Origin of the sequence: Brevundimonas mediterranea (assembly GCF_014196125.1) — a bacterium.
Classification (GTDB): domain Bacteria; phylum Pseudomonadota; class Alphaproteobacteria; order Caulobacterales; family Caulobacteraceae; genus Brevundimonas; species Brevundimonas mediterranea.
In genome coordinates, this window is sequence record NZ_JACIDA010000002.1 from 882494 (window position 1) to 895644 (window position 13151).

Genomic DNA, 13151 nt, shown 5'->3' on the forward strand with positions numbered 1-13151 from the left:
GCAGCGAGCCGCGATGACGGAACGACATCAGACCATGATGGCCGGCATGGACCATTCCAACATGTCGAGCGAAGAGCGTGCGGCGATGAAGGCGAAGCACGAGGCCATGATGGCGGCCTGTGCCGGCGGTTTGGCGGGTATGGACCACGGTGCGAACGACCCGGCCCCAGCCGCCGCGGCTGAACCGGCCCACCAGCACTGAGGCCAGCGCCCGCCGCCGGCCTTCGGGTTAGCGGCGGGTCCGTTTTCTGCTCTAGCGCGCGCTCATCAGTTCGTCAGCGATTGCCGCGGTCGGCCCTGTCAGCCCAAACTTTATCCGCCCGGTAAGACGGCTCGCGCCAGGCTCATGGCATGGCCAAATCGACCAACCCGTTCCGCTGGTTTGACAGTTCGCCCGAGGTGATCCGCCTCATAGTGCTGATGTACGTGAAGTACCCGCTGTCGCTGCGAAACGTGGATCGCGAGGACGAGGTGCTGGAATCCTTTGTCACGCGGACCAGAGACAAACCCGCAGCGCTGAAATTCATCAAGAAAGCCATGAAGCGTCACGGCCGACCCAAGGTCGTCGTCACCGACAGGCTCCGCTCATACAAGGTCGCGATGAAGCAGCTGGGGAACGCTGAAAAGCAGGTGCTCGGCCGTTGGCTCTGCAACAGGGCAGAGAACTCACATCTGCCGTTTCGACGACGAGAACGGGCCATGCTCCGCTTCCGGCGGATGAAGACGCTGCAAAGTTCAGCTCCGTCCACGACGCCTTCTACAACCACTTCAACCAGGACCGCCACCTCATCAGCCGAGACGATTTCAAAGCCCGAAGCACGGCCACCTTTGCCGAATGGAACACGCTCGCCGCCTGACGATGAGCTCCCTGCCCTAGTTGTGCCCGGTGGAGACAAGTTAGCGTTGAACTGACAGCGCCCACGAGTGCGCCAGTCCGTCGCGACGTCAGCGCCCCCCACCAGGGTCCTGTCCTTCTGGGCCCGGACCGCATCAGTGACCCGTTTGCCGATGACGCCGTATCCTTTCACGGCAACCCGGGTTGGTCTGATCATAGCGACTTCATCTTCTGTGAGTTCACAGAACAGGAGATGAAGCAGCCACGCCTTGATGCACATCAAGGCGTGGCTGTGCCGACGCATGCAAGTCTGCAATGATGGATGAGACGGAATGTCCGACGCATACGATCAAAGACACGACATCGTGGATGGATCGTCGCGGATGTTGACCGCGGCCATCTTCGACGTCGATGGCGTCCTGCTCGCATCGCCTCATGAGCGCGCGTGGCGTGAGGCGCTTGCCGGCTTCGCCGAAACAGAGCGCTTCACGACGGCGATGTATCAGTCCCAGATCGCGGGCAAGCCACGACTCGACGGCGCTCGATCGGCGCTTGAGGCCCTGGGCGTGAACAACGCCGGGCGCCACGCGGTCGCCTATGCAGAACGCAAACAGGCTCGCCTCGAGGAACTAATGCGGACCGGCGGGATCGAGGCCTTCCCGGACGCCCTGCGCTTCATCGAGGCGGTCGCCGCCCTCGGCTGGCCCGTGGCCGCCGCCTCATCGTCCAGAAACGCCACCGAAATGATGCGATCAATCCGCCTGGGCACCGGCCAAAGCCTGCTGGATATCTTCCGCGTGAATGTCTCCGGTCGAGAGGTGAAGCACGGCAAGCCGGACCCGGAGCTTTTCCTGATCGCGGCCGACGAACTCGGCGTGTCGCCGACCCGGTGTCTGGTGGTCGAAGACGCTCCGGCCGGCATTCAGGCCGCTCGCGCGGGCGGGATGGCGGCGCTCGGCGTGGCTCGACTGGGCGACGCGGATCAACTGCGGACGGCAGGTTCGCATCTTGTGGTCGAAACCCTGGACGAGATCGCGCTGGTCGATCTTGCGCAAGGCCGGCTCAAGGCTCGGACACCGTGAAGGAACCAGGGACCATGGAACAGACGCTTGAACCAACAGCGGACGCTGCATGGGTTCTTGTTGACGATGGCTGCGACGCGCTCCGGGAGAGCGATCGCGAAACCCGCTTCACCGTCAGCAACGGTTTCCTGGCCGCCCGGGCCTCTCGGGCGATCAATCAATCACGGCAGCGCATCGCTCCGCCGAGTACCTATGTCGCCGGGCTGTTCGACACGCGCGATATCGAGCGCCCGGTGCCGGAACTGGTCCCCGCACCGGACTGGCTTCAGATCCGCGTTTCCTTGCCGGGAGGCCCCCTTATCCAGCATTTCGGGCCCGGGCCGTCGCATCCTTTGACACTCGATATGCGCAGAGGCCTGCTGCTCACCGAATGTCGCCTGGTGGAAGGGTCGGCCGTGAGCCTCCGCCTGCGCCTGCTACGACTGACCTCACAAGACCAGCGAGCGCTGGGTCTGCAGTTGCTTCACCTGGAGACCGACGAGGGCGAGACCGAGATCACGCTCGAAGCCTCCATGGACGGGTTCGATAGCGATCTCACGTCCGAGCGTCTTGAGCACGAGTTCGGCGTCTGGCGCACCCATCTTTCCGGAAAAGGCCTCGCCATGTCCGCCGCCGTGGCCTTGCGGATCGACGGCCAGACACTTCTTCCGACCGTGCTCAGCCCGTTCAGATGGTCCTGGACCTGGAGAACGCGACCCGGACAGGTCGTCTGCTTCGACCGGCTGGTTGCTCTGGCCCGAAGTGATGCTCCCGATCAGGACCCAGGCGAGAGGGCGCGGAATGTTCTCGATGGCGCTCGGACAAAGGGCTGGCGTCGCGTTGTCGAGCAACACGAAACGGCCTGGTCAAACCGCTGGTCGCGCAGCGACGTCAAGGTGGAAGGTGACGGCACCGCGCAAAAGGCTCTTCGCTTCGCGGTCTATCATCTGAACGGCGCAGCCAACCCGGAGGATCCGCGAGTCTCGATCGGCGCCCGGGCCCTGACCGGAGCCGATTACCGGGGCCATGTATTCTGGGACACTGAAATCTTCCTGCTGCCTTTCTATATCCTGACCTGGCCCGAGGCGGCCCGGTCCTTGCTGATGTACCGCTTCCATACCCTGGACGGCGCGAGAGCGAAGGCGGCCGAGAGGGGCTGGCGGGGCGCCTTTTACGCCTGGGAGTCCACCGACACCGGCCTGGAGGCGACACCTGAGCAGGCCGTCGGTCCGGACCGGCAGATCATCGACATCCTCACCGGCGCCCAGGAGCAACACATCAGCGCCGACGTCGCCTATGCCGTCTGGCAATACTGGCAGGCGACGGGCGACGACGAATTCCTGGTCGCGGCCGGCGCGGAAATCCTTCTCGAAACCGGACGCTTCTGGGCCAGTCGGGCCCAACCCGAGGCGGACGGCTTGCACCACATCCGCGGCGTCATCGGCCCCGACGAGTATCACGAGAATATCGACGACAACGCCTTCACGAACGTCATGGCGCGCTGGAACATCCGGCGCGCGCTTGAGGTCGCGGCGATGCTGCGCGAGCAGTGGCCCGCGCAATGGACCGCCCTCTCCCGCCGCCTCGACCTGAACGAGTCCGAACTCGAACACTGGACCGGCGTCGCGGAGACGATGGCGACCGGCCTGGATTCGGGCACGGGCCTGTTCGAGCAGTTCACGGGCTATTTCGATCTCGAGGACGTGGACTTGTCGGCCTACGCGGGTCGCACTGTTCCGATGGACGTGGTCCTCGGACGCGAACGCACGCAGCAGTCCCAAGTGATCAAACAGGCCGATGTCGTGGCTCTGCTGGCCCTGCTGCCTGAGGAATTCGCGGGCGCCGCCGGCAAGAAAAACTTCGATTACTACGAACCCCGGTGCGGTCACGGCAGTTCACTGAGTACCGCCCTGCACGGGCTCGTCGCCGCCCGTCTGGGCGATGTCGAGACGGCCCTGGACTATTTCCACAGGACGGCGGCGGTCGATCTCGCCGACACCAAGGTGGCGATCGGCGGCGGCATTCACATTGCGGCCCAAGGCGGCCTCTGGATGATGTCGGTCTTCGGGTTCGCCGGACTGTCGTTGCGGAGCGACGGCCTCGCCTTTGCGCCGCACTTGCCCGCAAGTTGGTCCAGCCTGAGCTTCAGCGTCCAGTGGCGAGGGCGACGCCTGAGCGTCAGGGTGGACCAGGTCAATCAGCAACTCGAAGCCTCCCTGGAAGTCGGCGAACCGATGATCCTGATCGTCGGTGGCCGACCATACCCGCTCGCTTCCGAGGCACCCCTTATCCTCCACCTCGAGTCGCCTCCGCCTTGATCAGGTAACTGACGGTCAGCATTGTCTTAGCCGAGGTCGACGCAACGGGTAGGCGTGCGGCCGCCTCCCTTGAGGTCACGCCTCACACCGGCCTGACTTGCTCAGGACGACCATAGCCAATTCCTCGTCGGCGGCGACGACGCCCGCGGCGCGCGCCAGATGTTATTCAGGCGCGTAACGCGCGTTCTACTCAGTCGCGCTCGTTTGCGTTGGCTTTTGACACTGCGCCGACAGGCGTGGCGAGCGGCCCATTGTCGAGCGTCACTGGACATCACTTTCGTTTCGCTGCAAGCGTCGCGTTACGGGGCGAAAACAGATGAAACACAGCGACCGCGTAACCCCGGACCGGAAGCGGCCTCCGGCAGAGCTCCCCTTCGGCGAGGATTTTCAAACCATCCTGTCCCTGATCGGGGATGGCGTGGTCAGCACCGACCAGGATGGTCGCATTATTCTGTTCAACCGAGCGGCCGAAGACATTTTTGGCTACACGATGAACGAAGTGCTTGGCTGTTCAATCGATACTCTCATTCCGACGCGTTTTCATGACCACCATCGCGAAGACGTCAGGCGCTTCTGTTCGTCAGAAGCCCCGTTGCGCCGATCCATGGGGGCCGGCCGCGAAGTCCTCGGACGACGAAAGGATGGTCGGGAACTGGCCATCGAGGCGACGCTCTCTCGGCAAATGATCGGAAGCCAGCACATCGTCACGGCCGTGGTCCGTGATGTCAGTGACCGGAAAACTTTGGAGAGGCAGGGTCAGGTCGTCGCGAACGAGGTCGCCCATCGCCTGCGGAACACCATGGCGGTCGTCGATTCGATCGTGACGCTCACCGCCCGAACGGCGCCGTCTGTCGCCGAATTCAAGGAGACGCTGTTGGGTCGTTTCGCGGCCATCTCGCGCACGAACGATTCCCTTATTCGCGGCTCATGGACCGACGCCAGCGTTCGCCTTCTCCTTGAAACAGAGCTGGCCCCTTACCAGGACAGCGAGGGAAAGATCACCCTCACAGGACCGGACATCAGTATCGATGGGCAGGTCGCCGTGGCATTGGCGCTGGTCCTCCACGAACTGGCGACAAATGCGGCCAAGTATGGCGCGCTTTCAACGTCAGCCGGGCTGCTGCGCGTGGATTGGCAAGTGTCGGCGGACGCAATCCCTCTGTTTGAACTCATCTGGGAGGAACGGGGCGGGCCCACGGTTGTCGCGCCGACGCGCCGGGGATTTGGAAGCGAACTTATCGCTCGCAGCCTTGGCCCCCATGGCGGTAGAGCCGCCTCGACCTATGCACCGCAGGGCCTCAACTGCCTCATCAGGCTGCCGTTCCGTAGCGTCAATCGACCAGCGGACGATCCTGTTCAATGACTGCAGCTCCGGCCCCTCGGCGGAGCCGATGACTTTTGCCGGCGGCGGCGCCTGGCGCGGTCGGGATGTCAGCCGGCCAGGTCCATACTCGCGAGAGCTTGCTGCAAAGCCTTTGCGGACGCAGCCAGCATGGTGTTCTCCGCGGGGGACAGCGCCGGCAGCAAAATCCTCTCGACCCCGCCGGCCCCGAGGATGCACGGAAGGCTGAGGCATACATCGGCGAAGCCGTATTGTCCGGTCAACAGCGTCGAAACCGGCAGGACCGCCCGCTCATCGCGCAGTATGACCTCGCATATCCGCACAATCGCGGTCGCGACGCCGAAGGACGTGTAGCCCTTTCCCTGGACGATACGGTAGCCGGCGTCGCGCACTTCCGTGGCGATCCGGTCCTGGTCGAGTGCCTGTCCCGGAGGACAGAAATCGCCTAGCGGCACCCCTCCGACCAGAACCGTAGAGAATGCGGCCACCTCGGAATCGCCATGCTCACCCAGAACGACCCCGTCGATGGACCCGGCCGCGACCCCCAGGCGCTCGGCGAGGGCTTGTTTGAGACGGCTGGAATCGAGCAATGTGCCCGTGCCGATGACCCTCGCTGCGGACAAGCCTGAGCGCCGCAGCGCCACCAGCGTCATCAAATCCACCGGATTGGCCGCGACAAGGATGATCCCCGTGAAACCGGCCTGGACCAGTTCTCCGACGCAGGTGGAGACGATCATGGCGCTTTGCGATGCGACCGACAGGCGACTTTCCGCGCCGTGCGTCGCTGCTCCGGCGGTGATGACGGCGATCCGGGCTGTCGCCGCATCGGCGTAGCTTCCCGCCCAGATGCGCGCGGGTCTGGCAAGGGCGTTCGCATCGGAGAGGTCGGCGGCTTCGGCCTCGGCGAGCCCGGCGTCACTGTCGATCAGGACGATCTCGCGCACCAACGCGCGAAGCATCAGCGCATAGGCGGCCGTCGATCCGACGTGGCCTGCACCGACGATCACAATCCGGTCGTGTCCGATCATCGGATATTCCTTCCTGTCGGCGCGGCTGGAGTCGGCCTCACCGCGCCGCCTCCATGCCGGCGGCGCCGACGGAGAAACATTCTGATCGACTTCGGCCGTGGGTGACGCTGACGGCCGAGATGATCTCGGGTTTGATCCGGATCAGGGCGACCGAGTCGCCCGATGGGCAATAGACACTGACGCCCGGATAGCGCGAGAAAACGAGCTGGTTCAGATGCTCGATATCCTCGGCGACGGTCACCTCCTCCGCCCTGCCGGCCAGGGACAGCCCCACGGCGCCGTCCGCGGCGCTCTCGCTTCTTATCGCGGCGGAAACGCGGGGATCGGCCTGAATATTCGCCAGCTTCTGACTGTCCCGTCCGGTCACGAAATACAGATTGAGCCCCTCGTTGACGTAACCCAGCGTCGTGACCTGGGGCCATCCGTCCGGTCGGTTGACGCCCAGGCTCATCAATCGTTCGCTGGCCAAAAGGACCACAACGGCGGCGACCGCCCGCCCGTGGATGGGTGTACAGCCGGGCGTGACGTCCTGGATCGGCATCGGAAAAATTCCTCGCTGGAATCACCCTTGGCCCGGCTCAGGGACAACGGCCTTGATCTTGCTCAAGCGCCTCTCGGGTATTGCAGTTCGCCGTCCGCCAGGGCGCGCAGCATCTCACGATGGACGATCCTGAGTTCGGACCGTGACAACAGTTGGATGACATCCTGCTTTTTCAACCTGGTCAGAACGCGGCTCACGGTCTCGATCGTCAAACCCAGATAGTCCGCGATCTCGCCGCGCGTCATCACCAACCGGACACGATCGGCAAGAGTCGGACGCAACGGGTCGTGGCCGGGGAGATCGAGCAGAAACCAGGCAACGCGTTCGATCGCCGTTTTGCGCCCGAGCAAGAGCATCTGGTCCTGAGCGGCGGCCAGCTCATGCGAGGCCCGGTTCAACAGGGCGTGCTCCAGGGAGGGACAGTCCTGAATCAGCGACCTGAAAGCGGTTTTCCGGAACCGGCATACGGACGCCGGCTCCATCGCCTCGGCGGAGAAGACATAGGCGTCACCAACGGCCAGACCGAGAAAGTCACCCGCAAAGAGAAAACCGATGATCTGACGGCGACCATCGGGCAGGAGTTTGTAGACCCTGATCGAACCCGAGGAGATGTTGAAGACATGCGGCGCCCGGTCGCCTTCACGGATCAGGACATCACCCGCCGCTAGCGTGACGGGTTCAGCAATGGCTGCGAGCCGATCCAGGGCGATATCGTCTGTGCTGCCGCAAACGCTGAAGGCTCGCGCCCCACAGCTGTCACAGACGTTTAAAGGTCGCCGCTCCGCACACCCGGTTGGAAGAGTGGCAAGCGCCAGCCTTGGCGTCGTCCTGGCTTCCATGGCGTCGGACACGGTTCCAATTTCAGATGTTGTTGACGTGAATCAAAGCGCGGTGATCCCGGACGATCCAGTTACACCGGATGACCGCCGCTGTCGTTAGTCGATTGGTCCGAGCCGCGATTGACGAATCCTTCGTCCTGGCGCGCTTGGGATACCCCGACCTGACCTTGATCGCCTGGCGACGGGCTGCGCGGCGACAGCTTGACCGTAGCGCTGCCACCGGGGGCATCCTGATCGCCCGGGACGCCCTCGGGCGCCTGAACGGTCTGGTGCTCTATTCGCATTCCGCCTGCATCGCGGCCAGGCCCTGCGTGCAGATCGAGCGACTGGTAAGCTTTGACGTCTATTCCCCCCGATCTGTCGCCGACAAGCTCGTCTCGGAGGTCATGCGCATAGCTCATCTGGCTGGCTGCGACAGCCTGAGCCTGGTTCGCCCTTGCCGTCCGCCCGCCGACACAACGACCCTGGTTCTGGCGTCCGAGACGTCGGTTGCATGCCGGATGTTCTGAGGGGAGCGGTCTGGGCCAGGCCATTCCTCTCACCTGCAAGCCCGCCGACATCCCGGAGGAATGAGGAGAGTCGCGGTCGCTTCGTCTGCGACATGTCTCCAGCCAGGACCGGTGCTGTGACGACCTCGGCCAGAACGATAAGGCGGGGCACCGTTGGAGCATCGGTCGGCGCCCGCTGGCCGGCTAAGGTCTCGAATGGTTCTGCACATCCTGAAGGTAGGCGATCAGATCCGCGATCTGGTCGCCCTCCAGGGTGATTTCAGGCATCTTCCTGTGGCCGCTGGTCATGCCCTCGGCGAAGGCTTCCTGAAGATCCGTCACGGGATAACGGGCTCCGAGGTGGCGGAGCGGGGGCGCGGCCGCCACCGGGCTTTCGCCGGTCGGCCCGACCGAATGGCACGCGGCGCACCGGCTCTGAACGAGCGCTCGGCCCCGCGCCGCCGAGGCGAGGTCCACAGCCTGTTTGGGATAGTATTTCGCCGCTTCAGCCGTGCCGGCAGCTTCGCGAAATTCGGGACCAGCCGTACATCCCGCCAGCATCAACACGCCGACAATCGCGATCAATCTCAAGACGCTCTCCTTACCGCACATCGACCAGCCTGATCTTCGACGAGGCGCCCGGCGTTGATCTCGATCAATGTCATCGTGGCGAACCCGTTGGACCTTCGACGCTTGTCGGGAGCGGAAACGTCGTGAAAAATGTCGTCCTCACTGGCGCGCAAACCCCGTCTTCCGTCCAGGATTCACCTGACCCCGAAGACCTGGTGAGGGCCTTGGTAGAGCGGGGCTTCTACGTCTTCCGTCGGCTCAATCCTCAACAGACCGGCACGGGTGGAAAGACCGTCGCCTCCACGGCGCAGGACGTTGCATGGGGCGGACGAGCCGAGCCGGTTCCGTCATTCGACCTGGTCACAGCATCGGGGGCCGGCTCGGCGCCATCCTCCACCTGATCGATGGACCGTCCTCATCGCATGACGCTCCGGGGATCAGTGAGGGTAGATCGCCGTCACCTCTCCGGCTCCGTCCCGTACTGTCAGATCGAACTGGATGCGGTCACCGACGGCGGCCTCCCGCAATACAGCCGGCGAAGCCTTGAACGTCATGGTCATCGCGGGCCACCCGATTGAACGGATGGCCTCGTGGTTGATGGTGATCGTCCCCGCCGCCGGGTCCACGGCTGTGATGACGCCCGCGCCGTCTGCGGTCGTGGCGTCGGCGGCCTGCGACGTCGAGGCGCCATCCGCGCCAACCGTCGGTGATCCGGACTGGGCGGCCGGGGCGGCCTCCCAGAGCAGCTCCAGCGCCGACAGCACCTCCTCGAGCGCCGCCAGCCGGCGACCGGCGTAGTGCAGATCGAGCCAGGCCACGCCGGCGGCGATCCGCGCCTCGCGGCGCGCGAGGGCGTCGGCGGCGGCGGCCACGTCGATGTCGGCCTCCGCCACGGCGCGTTCCGCCCGTCGCCGGGCGCGGCTGGGGACTTCCTGCATGAGGCCGATGCGCGCCATGGTCATTTCGTCGTCGCCGAACCGCCCGGCCATGGGGCCCGAGACCGGCAGGTCGTCGATTCCGAACCGGAGCTGTGGATCCGGGAGCCGACCCGCGGCCGCCGAGGCCGCCGAGGCCGCCTCCACGCCGAGGGCGCTGGCCCGCAGCTGCGGAGCGGAGGTCCCGGCGAGCGCCAGGGCCTCGTCGAACGTCATCGGCTCCGCCGCAGCGGGCATGCCAATGGCGGCGAACAGGCCGATGGCGGCGGCGGCGCCGATCGTTCCCCTGGGGGCGATCCTGGCCGGCCGGAGTGGTTTTCCGCGATCGGGATCGACGGCGGCGCTCGACATGTGACGGCCTGGAGCCGTCCGATAGCCGGAGTTCATGGGAATGTCCTCGAGCCCCGCGTCGATCACCTTGGTGCGACGCGGGATGCCAGTCGTTCGATCAGCGCCCGGGCGAGCGCGGGCCATGATCAGCGAAGTCGGGCTATGCCCGCGTCTTGGGAGGATCACCCAGGGGCGTCGGCCGCTCCCCTGCACGGGTGTCGTCGGCGCTCAATGCGACCTGCTGGCGATGCGGCGCCGATGGCCGGGCCGTGACGCCCGCGCCGGACGGAAGAGGAACCGCGACCGCCGCGCAGGCAGCGAGGCCCATGCAGTCGGGGCCGACGTCGTCGCAGGGAGCCCCCGGACCTTCGGCTCCCGCCTGCATCATCATCTCGGCGCAGTCCGGCATGGCGGCCATGGCGTCCGCGTCCGCGCCCGGCCGCTGGGGCGCGGCGAACGCCGAGGCCTGGCCGATGGAGCCGGCGAGGGCGAAGGCGAACAGAAGGGTGCGAACGATACGCCACATGCCATCGACGTTCCGCTTCGCTCTCCGGCGAGTCAAGGCGGCGGACACTCCGCTCAAACCCCGGCTTGACATTCCGAACGAGAGGGGTCTGCGGCCGTGCCGCAAGCTCGCCGGGGCGAGCTTGCGGGCGCCCATGAAATGGGAACGAACCAGGTTCCACTGTCCGCATCTCATTCGCCTCTCCCTTGCGAGATGTTCATGCGGGACCCTCGGCAGCCCCGTCGCCGGCATCGGACCGGCGGGCGCGCACCAGCCCCGCTGCGTCAGGCTCACGCAGCGCCGACGCCAGCAACGGGGCCAGGGAGATGGCGTTGCTCGGGTGCGGCACGCTGTCGGTGGACACCACCTGATCGGTTACCTTGGCCAGTTCCTCGAAGGCGTTATCGGCGAACACCGCATGCACGACCACGCAGACCGGCGGCTTCAGTCCCTGGGCCTGCAGCCGCCGGGCGGCCTCGATCAGGGTGCGTCCCGAGGAGGCGATGTCGTCGATCAACACGGGCCGTCTGCCGGTCCAGGCGCCGAGATCGGGCAGAACGATCTCGACCTCGCGATCGCCCCGGCGGATCTTGCGCAACACGATGTGCGGGGCTCCCACCCTGGCGGCGACGGCCGCGACCCATTGTTCGCTCTCCTCATCCGGACCTATGATCAGGGCATCCGGAACCTCGGCCGCGATCCAGTCCGCCAGCACGGGCGCCGCATGCAGCGTCGCGGTCGGAATGGCGTACAGCGCCGCCAGATCCGGATAGCGGTGCAGATGGGGATCCACCGTGATCAACCGGTCGAACGCTCCGGACAGCAGACGCGCGAACGGGCGCGAGGTGACCGCCTCTCCGGGCTTGAACCGCCGGTCCTGGCGCATATAGGCGAGGTAGGGCGCGACCAGGCTCACCTGCGCGGCGCCGAGATCCCGCGCGGCGTCGGCCGCGAACAGCAGGCTCAGAAAGCCGGGGTCCGGGCGGGCCAGGCTGCAGACCAGATCGACCGTCCGCCCCGCCATATCCGAGAGGTGACGGATGTAGCTCTCCCCGTCCGGAAAGCGCCGGGTTTCGAGACGGCCCAATTCGAACCCGCCGGCCGTGGCGAGCCGTTCGGCGAAGGCCTCATTTCCAGGCAGCGGCACGATCAGTCGCACGAGAACCTCCGATGGACCGGCGGACGGCCGGCAGGCTCTCCGACAGACGCCGGCGCGCGTGAAATCTTACTGCAGCGCCGGACTGATCGCGAAAGCGGGTGTCGGCGGGCGCGGAAGGATGCGGCTCCGGCGGTCGGAACCGCATGTCCGGCGACGCTCAGGTCGCCCCCCCCGGCGATGGTGAGGCCGGCGTGACCGCCGTCACCACGTTCCGGGCCGCGCCCGCGGCATAGGCTTCGATGTTGCCAAGGGTGGTCTCGATGATCCTGTCGACCGCCTCCTGGGTATTGTAGGCGATGTGGGGCGTGACCAGGACATTGGGCAGCCGAACCAGGGCGTGATCCGCCAGCAAGGCGCGCAGCCGGGCGGGGTCGACCTGGGCGTCCTGCCGGAAGACCTCCGCCTCATCGCCAAACGCCTGCTCCTCGGCGATGACGTCGAGGCCGGCGCCCGCGAGCCGGCCCGACGAGAGCGCGCGCAGAAGGGCGGCGGGATCGACGGCTCCGCCGCGCGCCGTGTTGATGAGCAGGGCGCCGGTCTTCATGAGTGCAAACTCCGGATCCGACAGGCGCAGGCCGGAGCCGCCCGGGGCGTGCAGCGAAATCACGTCCGAGGCGGCGAGAAGCTCCGGCAACGGCACAGCGTGGAAGTCGGGATCTTTTCGCGCTGCGGCGTCCGGAGACGGGTCGGAAGCGAGCGTCCGCATGCCGAAGCCGCGCGCGATCTGGAGCACGCGGCGACCGACCCGGCCGGCGCCGATCACGCCGAGGGTCTTTCCCGTAAGCTCCACCCCGCGGAGGTCCCGCGCCCGGACATCGCCCCGGCGCACCCGCTCCGTCGCCTCCGGAATACGTCGGCACAACGCCAGCAGCAGGGCGAAGGCGTGCTCGGCCACGGTGTGATCGCCATAGTCCGGCACATTACAGACGGTGATCCCGGCCTCGCGGCAATAGGCGAGATCGATATGGTCGTAGCCGGTCGATCGGGTGGCGATCATCCGCAGCCGGAGCATGCCGGCCAGAACGGCGGCGGAGAGGTCCGAATGAACGAACGGACTGATCACCTCCGCGTCGGCGAAGCGGGCGACGTTGTCCGGGCGGAGCGGTTCCGGCGTGCAGGCCAGGGCGTGCGTCCCGGCGAGGCGGCCGCAAGCGGCCGCCTCCCACTGCTCGGTCTCGAAGATCACGATCTTCATCAGGG

14 protein-coding genes are annotated in these 13151 nt (G+C 66.0%); 6 read left to right on the forward strand and 8 right to left on the reverse strand.

Features of this window, described 5'->3' with window-relative positions; genetic code table 11:
• From GGR11_RS13065 to GGR11_RS13085, 5 genes are all read left to right on the forward strand, one after another.
• On the forward strand, positions 1-202 hold a 202-nt coding region (locus tag GGR11_RS13065; protein WP_221205263.1), incomplete at its 5' end, for a hypothetical protein.
• A 149-nt stretch (positions 203-351) separates the two neighbouring features.
• Entirely contained in the window at positions 352-912 is a 561-nt protein-coding gene (locus tag GGR11_RS13070; protein ID WP_221205264.1) for a DDE-type integrase/transposase/recombinase, read from the forward strand.
• Between the two features lie 306 nt (positions 913-1218).
• Positions 1219-1917, forward strand: coding sequence for an HAD family hydrolase (locus GGR11_RS13075; RefSeq protein WP_183197597.1), 699 nt, complete (start codon positions 1219-1221; stop codon positions 1915-1917).
• A 14-nt stretch (positions 1918-1931) separates the two neighbouring features.
• Positions 1932-4214, forward strand: a complete 2283-nt coding sequence (locus GGR11_RS13080) for a glycoside hydrolase family 65 protein (protein WP_183197599.1) — start codon at positions 1932-1934, stop codon at positions 4212-4214.
• A 316-nt stretch (positions 4215-4530) separates the two neighbouring features.
• Positions 4531-5577 carry a PAS domain S-box protein gene (locus GGR11_RS13085; RefSeq protein ID WP_183197601.1) on the forward strand — a complete coding sequence of 349 codons (1047 nt, stop codon included), beginning with the start codon at positions 4531-4533 and terminating at the stop codon, positions 5575-5577.
• A gap of 68 nt (positions 5578-5645) precedes the next feature.
• On the opposite strand, the gene GGR11_RS13090 is transcribed toward GGR11_RS13085, so the two are convergent.
• The 3 genes from GGR11_RS13090 to GGR11_RS13100 all read right to left on the reverse strand — a co-directional run bounded on the left by GGR11_RS13090 (position 5646) and on the right by GGR11_RS13100 (position 7976).
• Positions 5646-6584, reverse strand: a complete 939-nt coding sequence (locus GGR11_RS13090; RefSeq protein WP_183197603.1) for an L-lactate dehydrogenase — start codon at positions 6582-6584, stop codon at positions 5646-5648.
• 37 nt (positions 6585-6621) lie between these two features.
• Positions 6622-7125: a pyridoxamine 5'-phosphate oxidase family protein gene (locus GGR11_RS13095; protein ID WP_183197606.1), complete on the reverse strand. Its 504-nt coding sequence runs from the start codon at positions 7123-7125 to the stop codon at positions 6622-6624.
• A gap of 62 nt (positions 7126-7187) precedes the next feature.
• On the reverse strand, positions 7188-7976 hold the full coding sequence (locus GGR11_RS13100; protein ID WP_343051139.1) for a Crp/Fnr family transcriptional regulator: 789 nt from the start codon (positions 7974-7976) through the stop codon (positions 7188-7190).
• 68 nt (positions 7977-8044) lie between these two features.
• Here GGR11_RS13100 and GGR11_RS13105 point away from each other — a divergent pair, with 68 nt between their 5' ends.
• Positions 8045-8473 (forward strand): hypothetical protein, encoded by a 429-nt coding sequence (locus tag GGR11_RS13105; protein WP_183197608.1) that lies wholly within the window; start codon positions 8045-8047, stop codon positions 8471-8473.
• A 183-nt stretch (positions 8474-8656) separates the two neighbouring features.
• Here GGR11_RS13105 and GGR11_RS13110 read toward each other — a convergent pair whose 3' ends face one another.
• The 5 genes from GGR11_RS13110 to GGR11_RS13130 form a co-directional block, all read right to left on the reverse strand.
• The gene (locus GGR11_RS13110) at positions 8657-9043 is read right to left on the reverse strand and encodes a c-type cytochrome (protein ID WP_221205265.1); all 387 of its coding nucleotides are present in this window, start codon (positions 9041-9043) and stop codon (positions 8657-8659) included.
• Between the two features lie 416 nt (positions 9044-9459).
• Positions 9460-10344: a copper-binding protein gene (locus GGR11_RS16825; protein ID WP_246331799.1), complete on the reverse strand. Its 885-nt coding sequence runs from the start codon at positions 10342-10344 to the stop codon at positions 9460-9462.
• Positions 10345-10447: 103 nt separating this feature from the next.
• The gene (locus tag GGR11_RS13120) at positions 10448-10813 is read right to left on the reverse strand and encodes a hypothetical protein (RefSeq protein ID WP_183197612.1); all 366 of its coding nucleotides are present in this window, start codon (positions 10811-10813) and stop codon (positions 10448-10450) included.
• Between the two features lie 196 nt (positions 10814-11009).
• Positions 11010-11951, reverse strand: coding sequence for a ribose-phosphate diphosphokinase (locus GGR11_RS13125; protein WP_183197614.1), 942 nt, complete (start codon positions 11949-11951; stop codon positions 11010-11012).
• Between the two features lie 157 nt (positions 11952-12108).
• Positions 12109-13146: a hydroxyacid dehydrogenase gene (locus GGR11_RS13130; RefSeq protein WP_183197616.1), complete on the reverse strand. Its 1038-nt coding sequence runs from the start codon at positions 13144-13146 to the stop codon at positions 12109-12111.
• Positions 13147-13151 lie beyond the last annotated feature (5 nt).

Bases quoted from the DNA above. Each gene is read 5' to 3' on its own strand.
- GGR11_RS13070 (WP_221205264.1), top strand. From the start codon at position 352: ATGGCCAAATCGACCAACCCGTTCCGCTGGTTTGACAGTTCGCCCGAG.
- GGR11_RS13075 (WP_183197597.1), top strand. From the start codon at position 1,219: ATGTTGACCGCGGCCATCTTCGACGTCGATGGCGTCCTGCTCGCATCG.
- GGR11_RS13080 (WP_183197599.1), top strand. From the start codon at position 1,932: ATGGAACAGACGCTTGAACCAACAGCGGACGCTGCATGGGTTCTTGTT.
- GGR11_RS13085 (WP_183197601.1), top strand. From the start codon at position 4,531: ATGAAACACAGCGACCGCGTAACCCCGGACCGGAAGCGGCCTCCGGCA.
- GGR11_RS13090 (WP_183197603.1), bottom strand. From the start codon at position 6,584: ATGATCGGACACGACCGGATTGTGATCGTCGGTGCAGGCCACGTCGGA.
- GGR11_RS13095 (WP_183197606.1), bottom strand. From the start codon at position 7,125: ATGCCGATCCAGGACGTCACGCCCGGCTGTACACCCATCCACGGGCGG.
- GGR11_RS13105 (WP_183197608.1), top strand. From the start codon at position 8,045: ATGACCGCCGCTGTCGTTAGTCGATTGGTCCGAGCCGCGATTGACGAA.
- GGR11_RS16825 (WP_246331799.1), bottom strand. From the start codon at position 10,344: ATGAACTCCGGCTATCGGACGGCTCCAGGCCGTCACATGTCGAGCGCC.
- GGR11_RS13120 (WP_183197612.1), bottom strand. From the start codon at position 10,813: ATGTGGCGTATCGTTCGCACCCTTCTGTTCGCCTTCGCCCTCGCCGGC.
- GGR11_RS13130 (WP_183197616.1), bottom strand. From the start codon at position 13,146: ATGAAGATCGTGATCTTCGAGACCGAGCAGTGGGAGGCGGCCGCTTGC.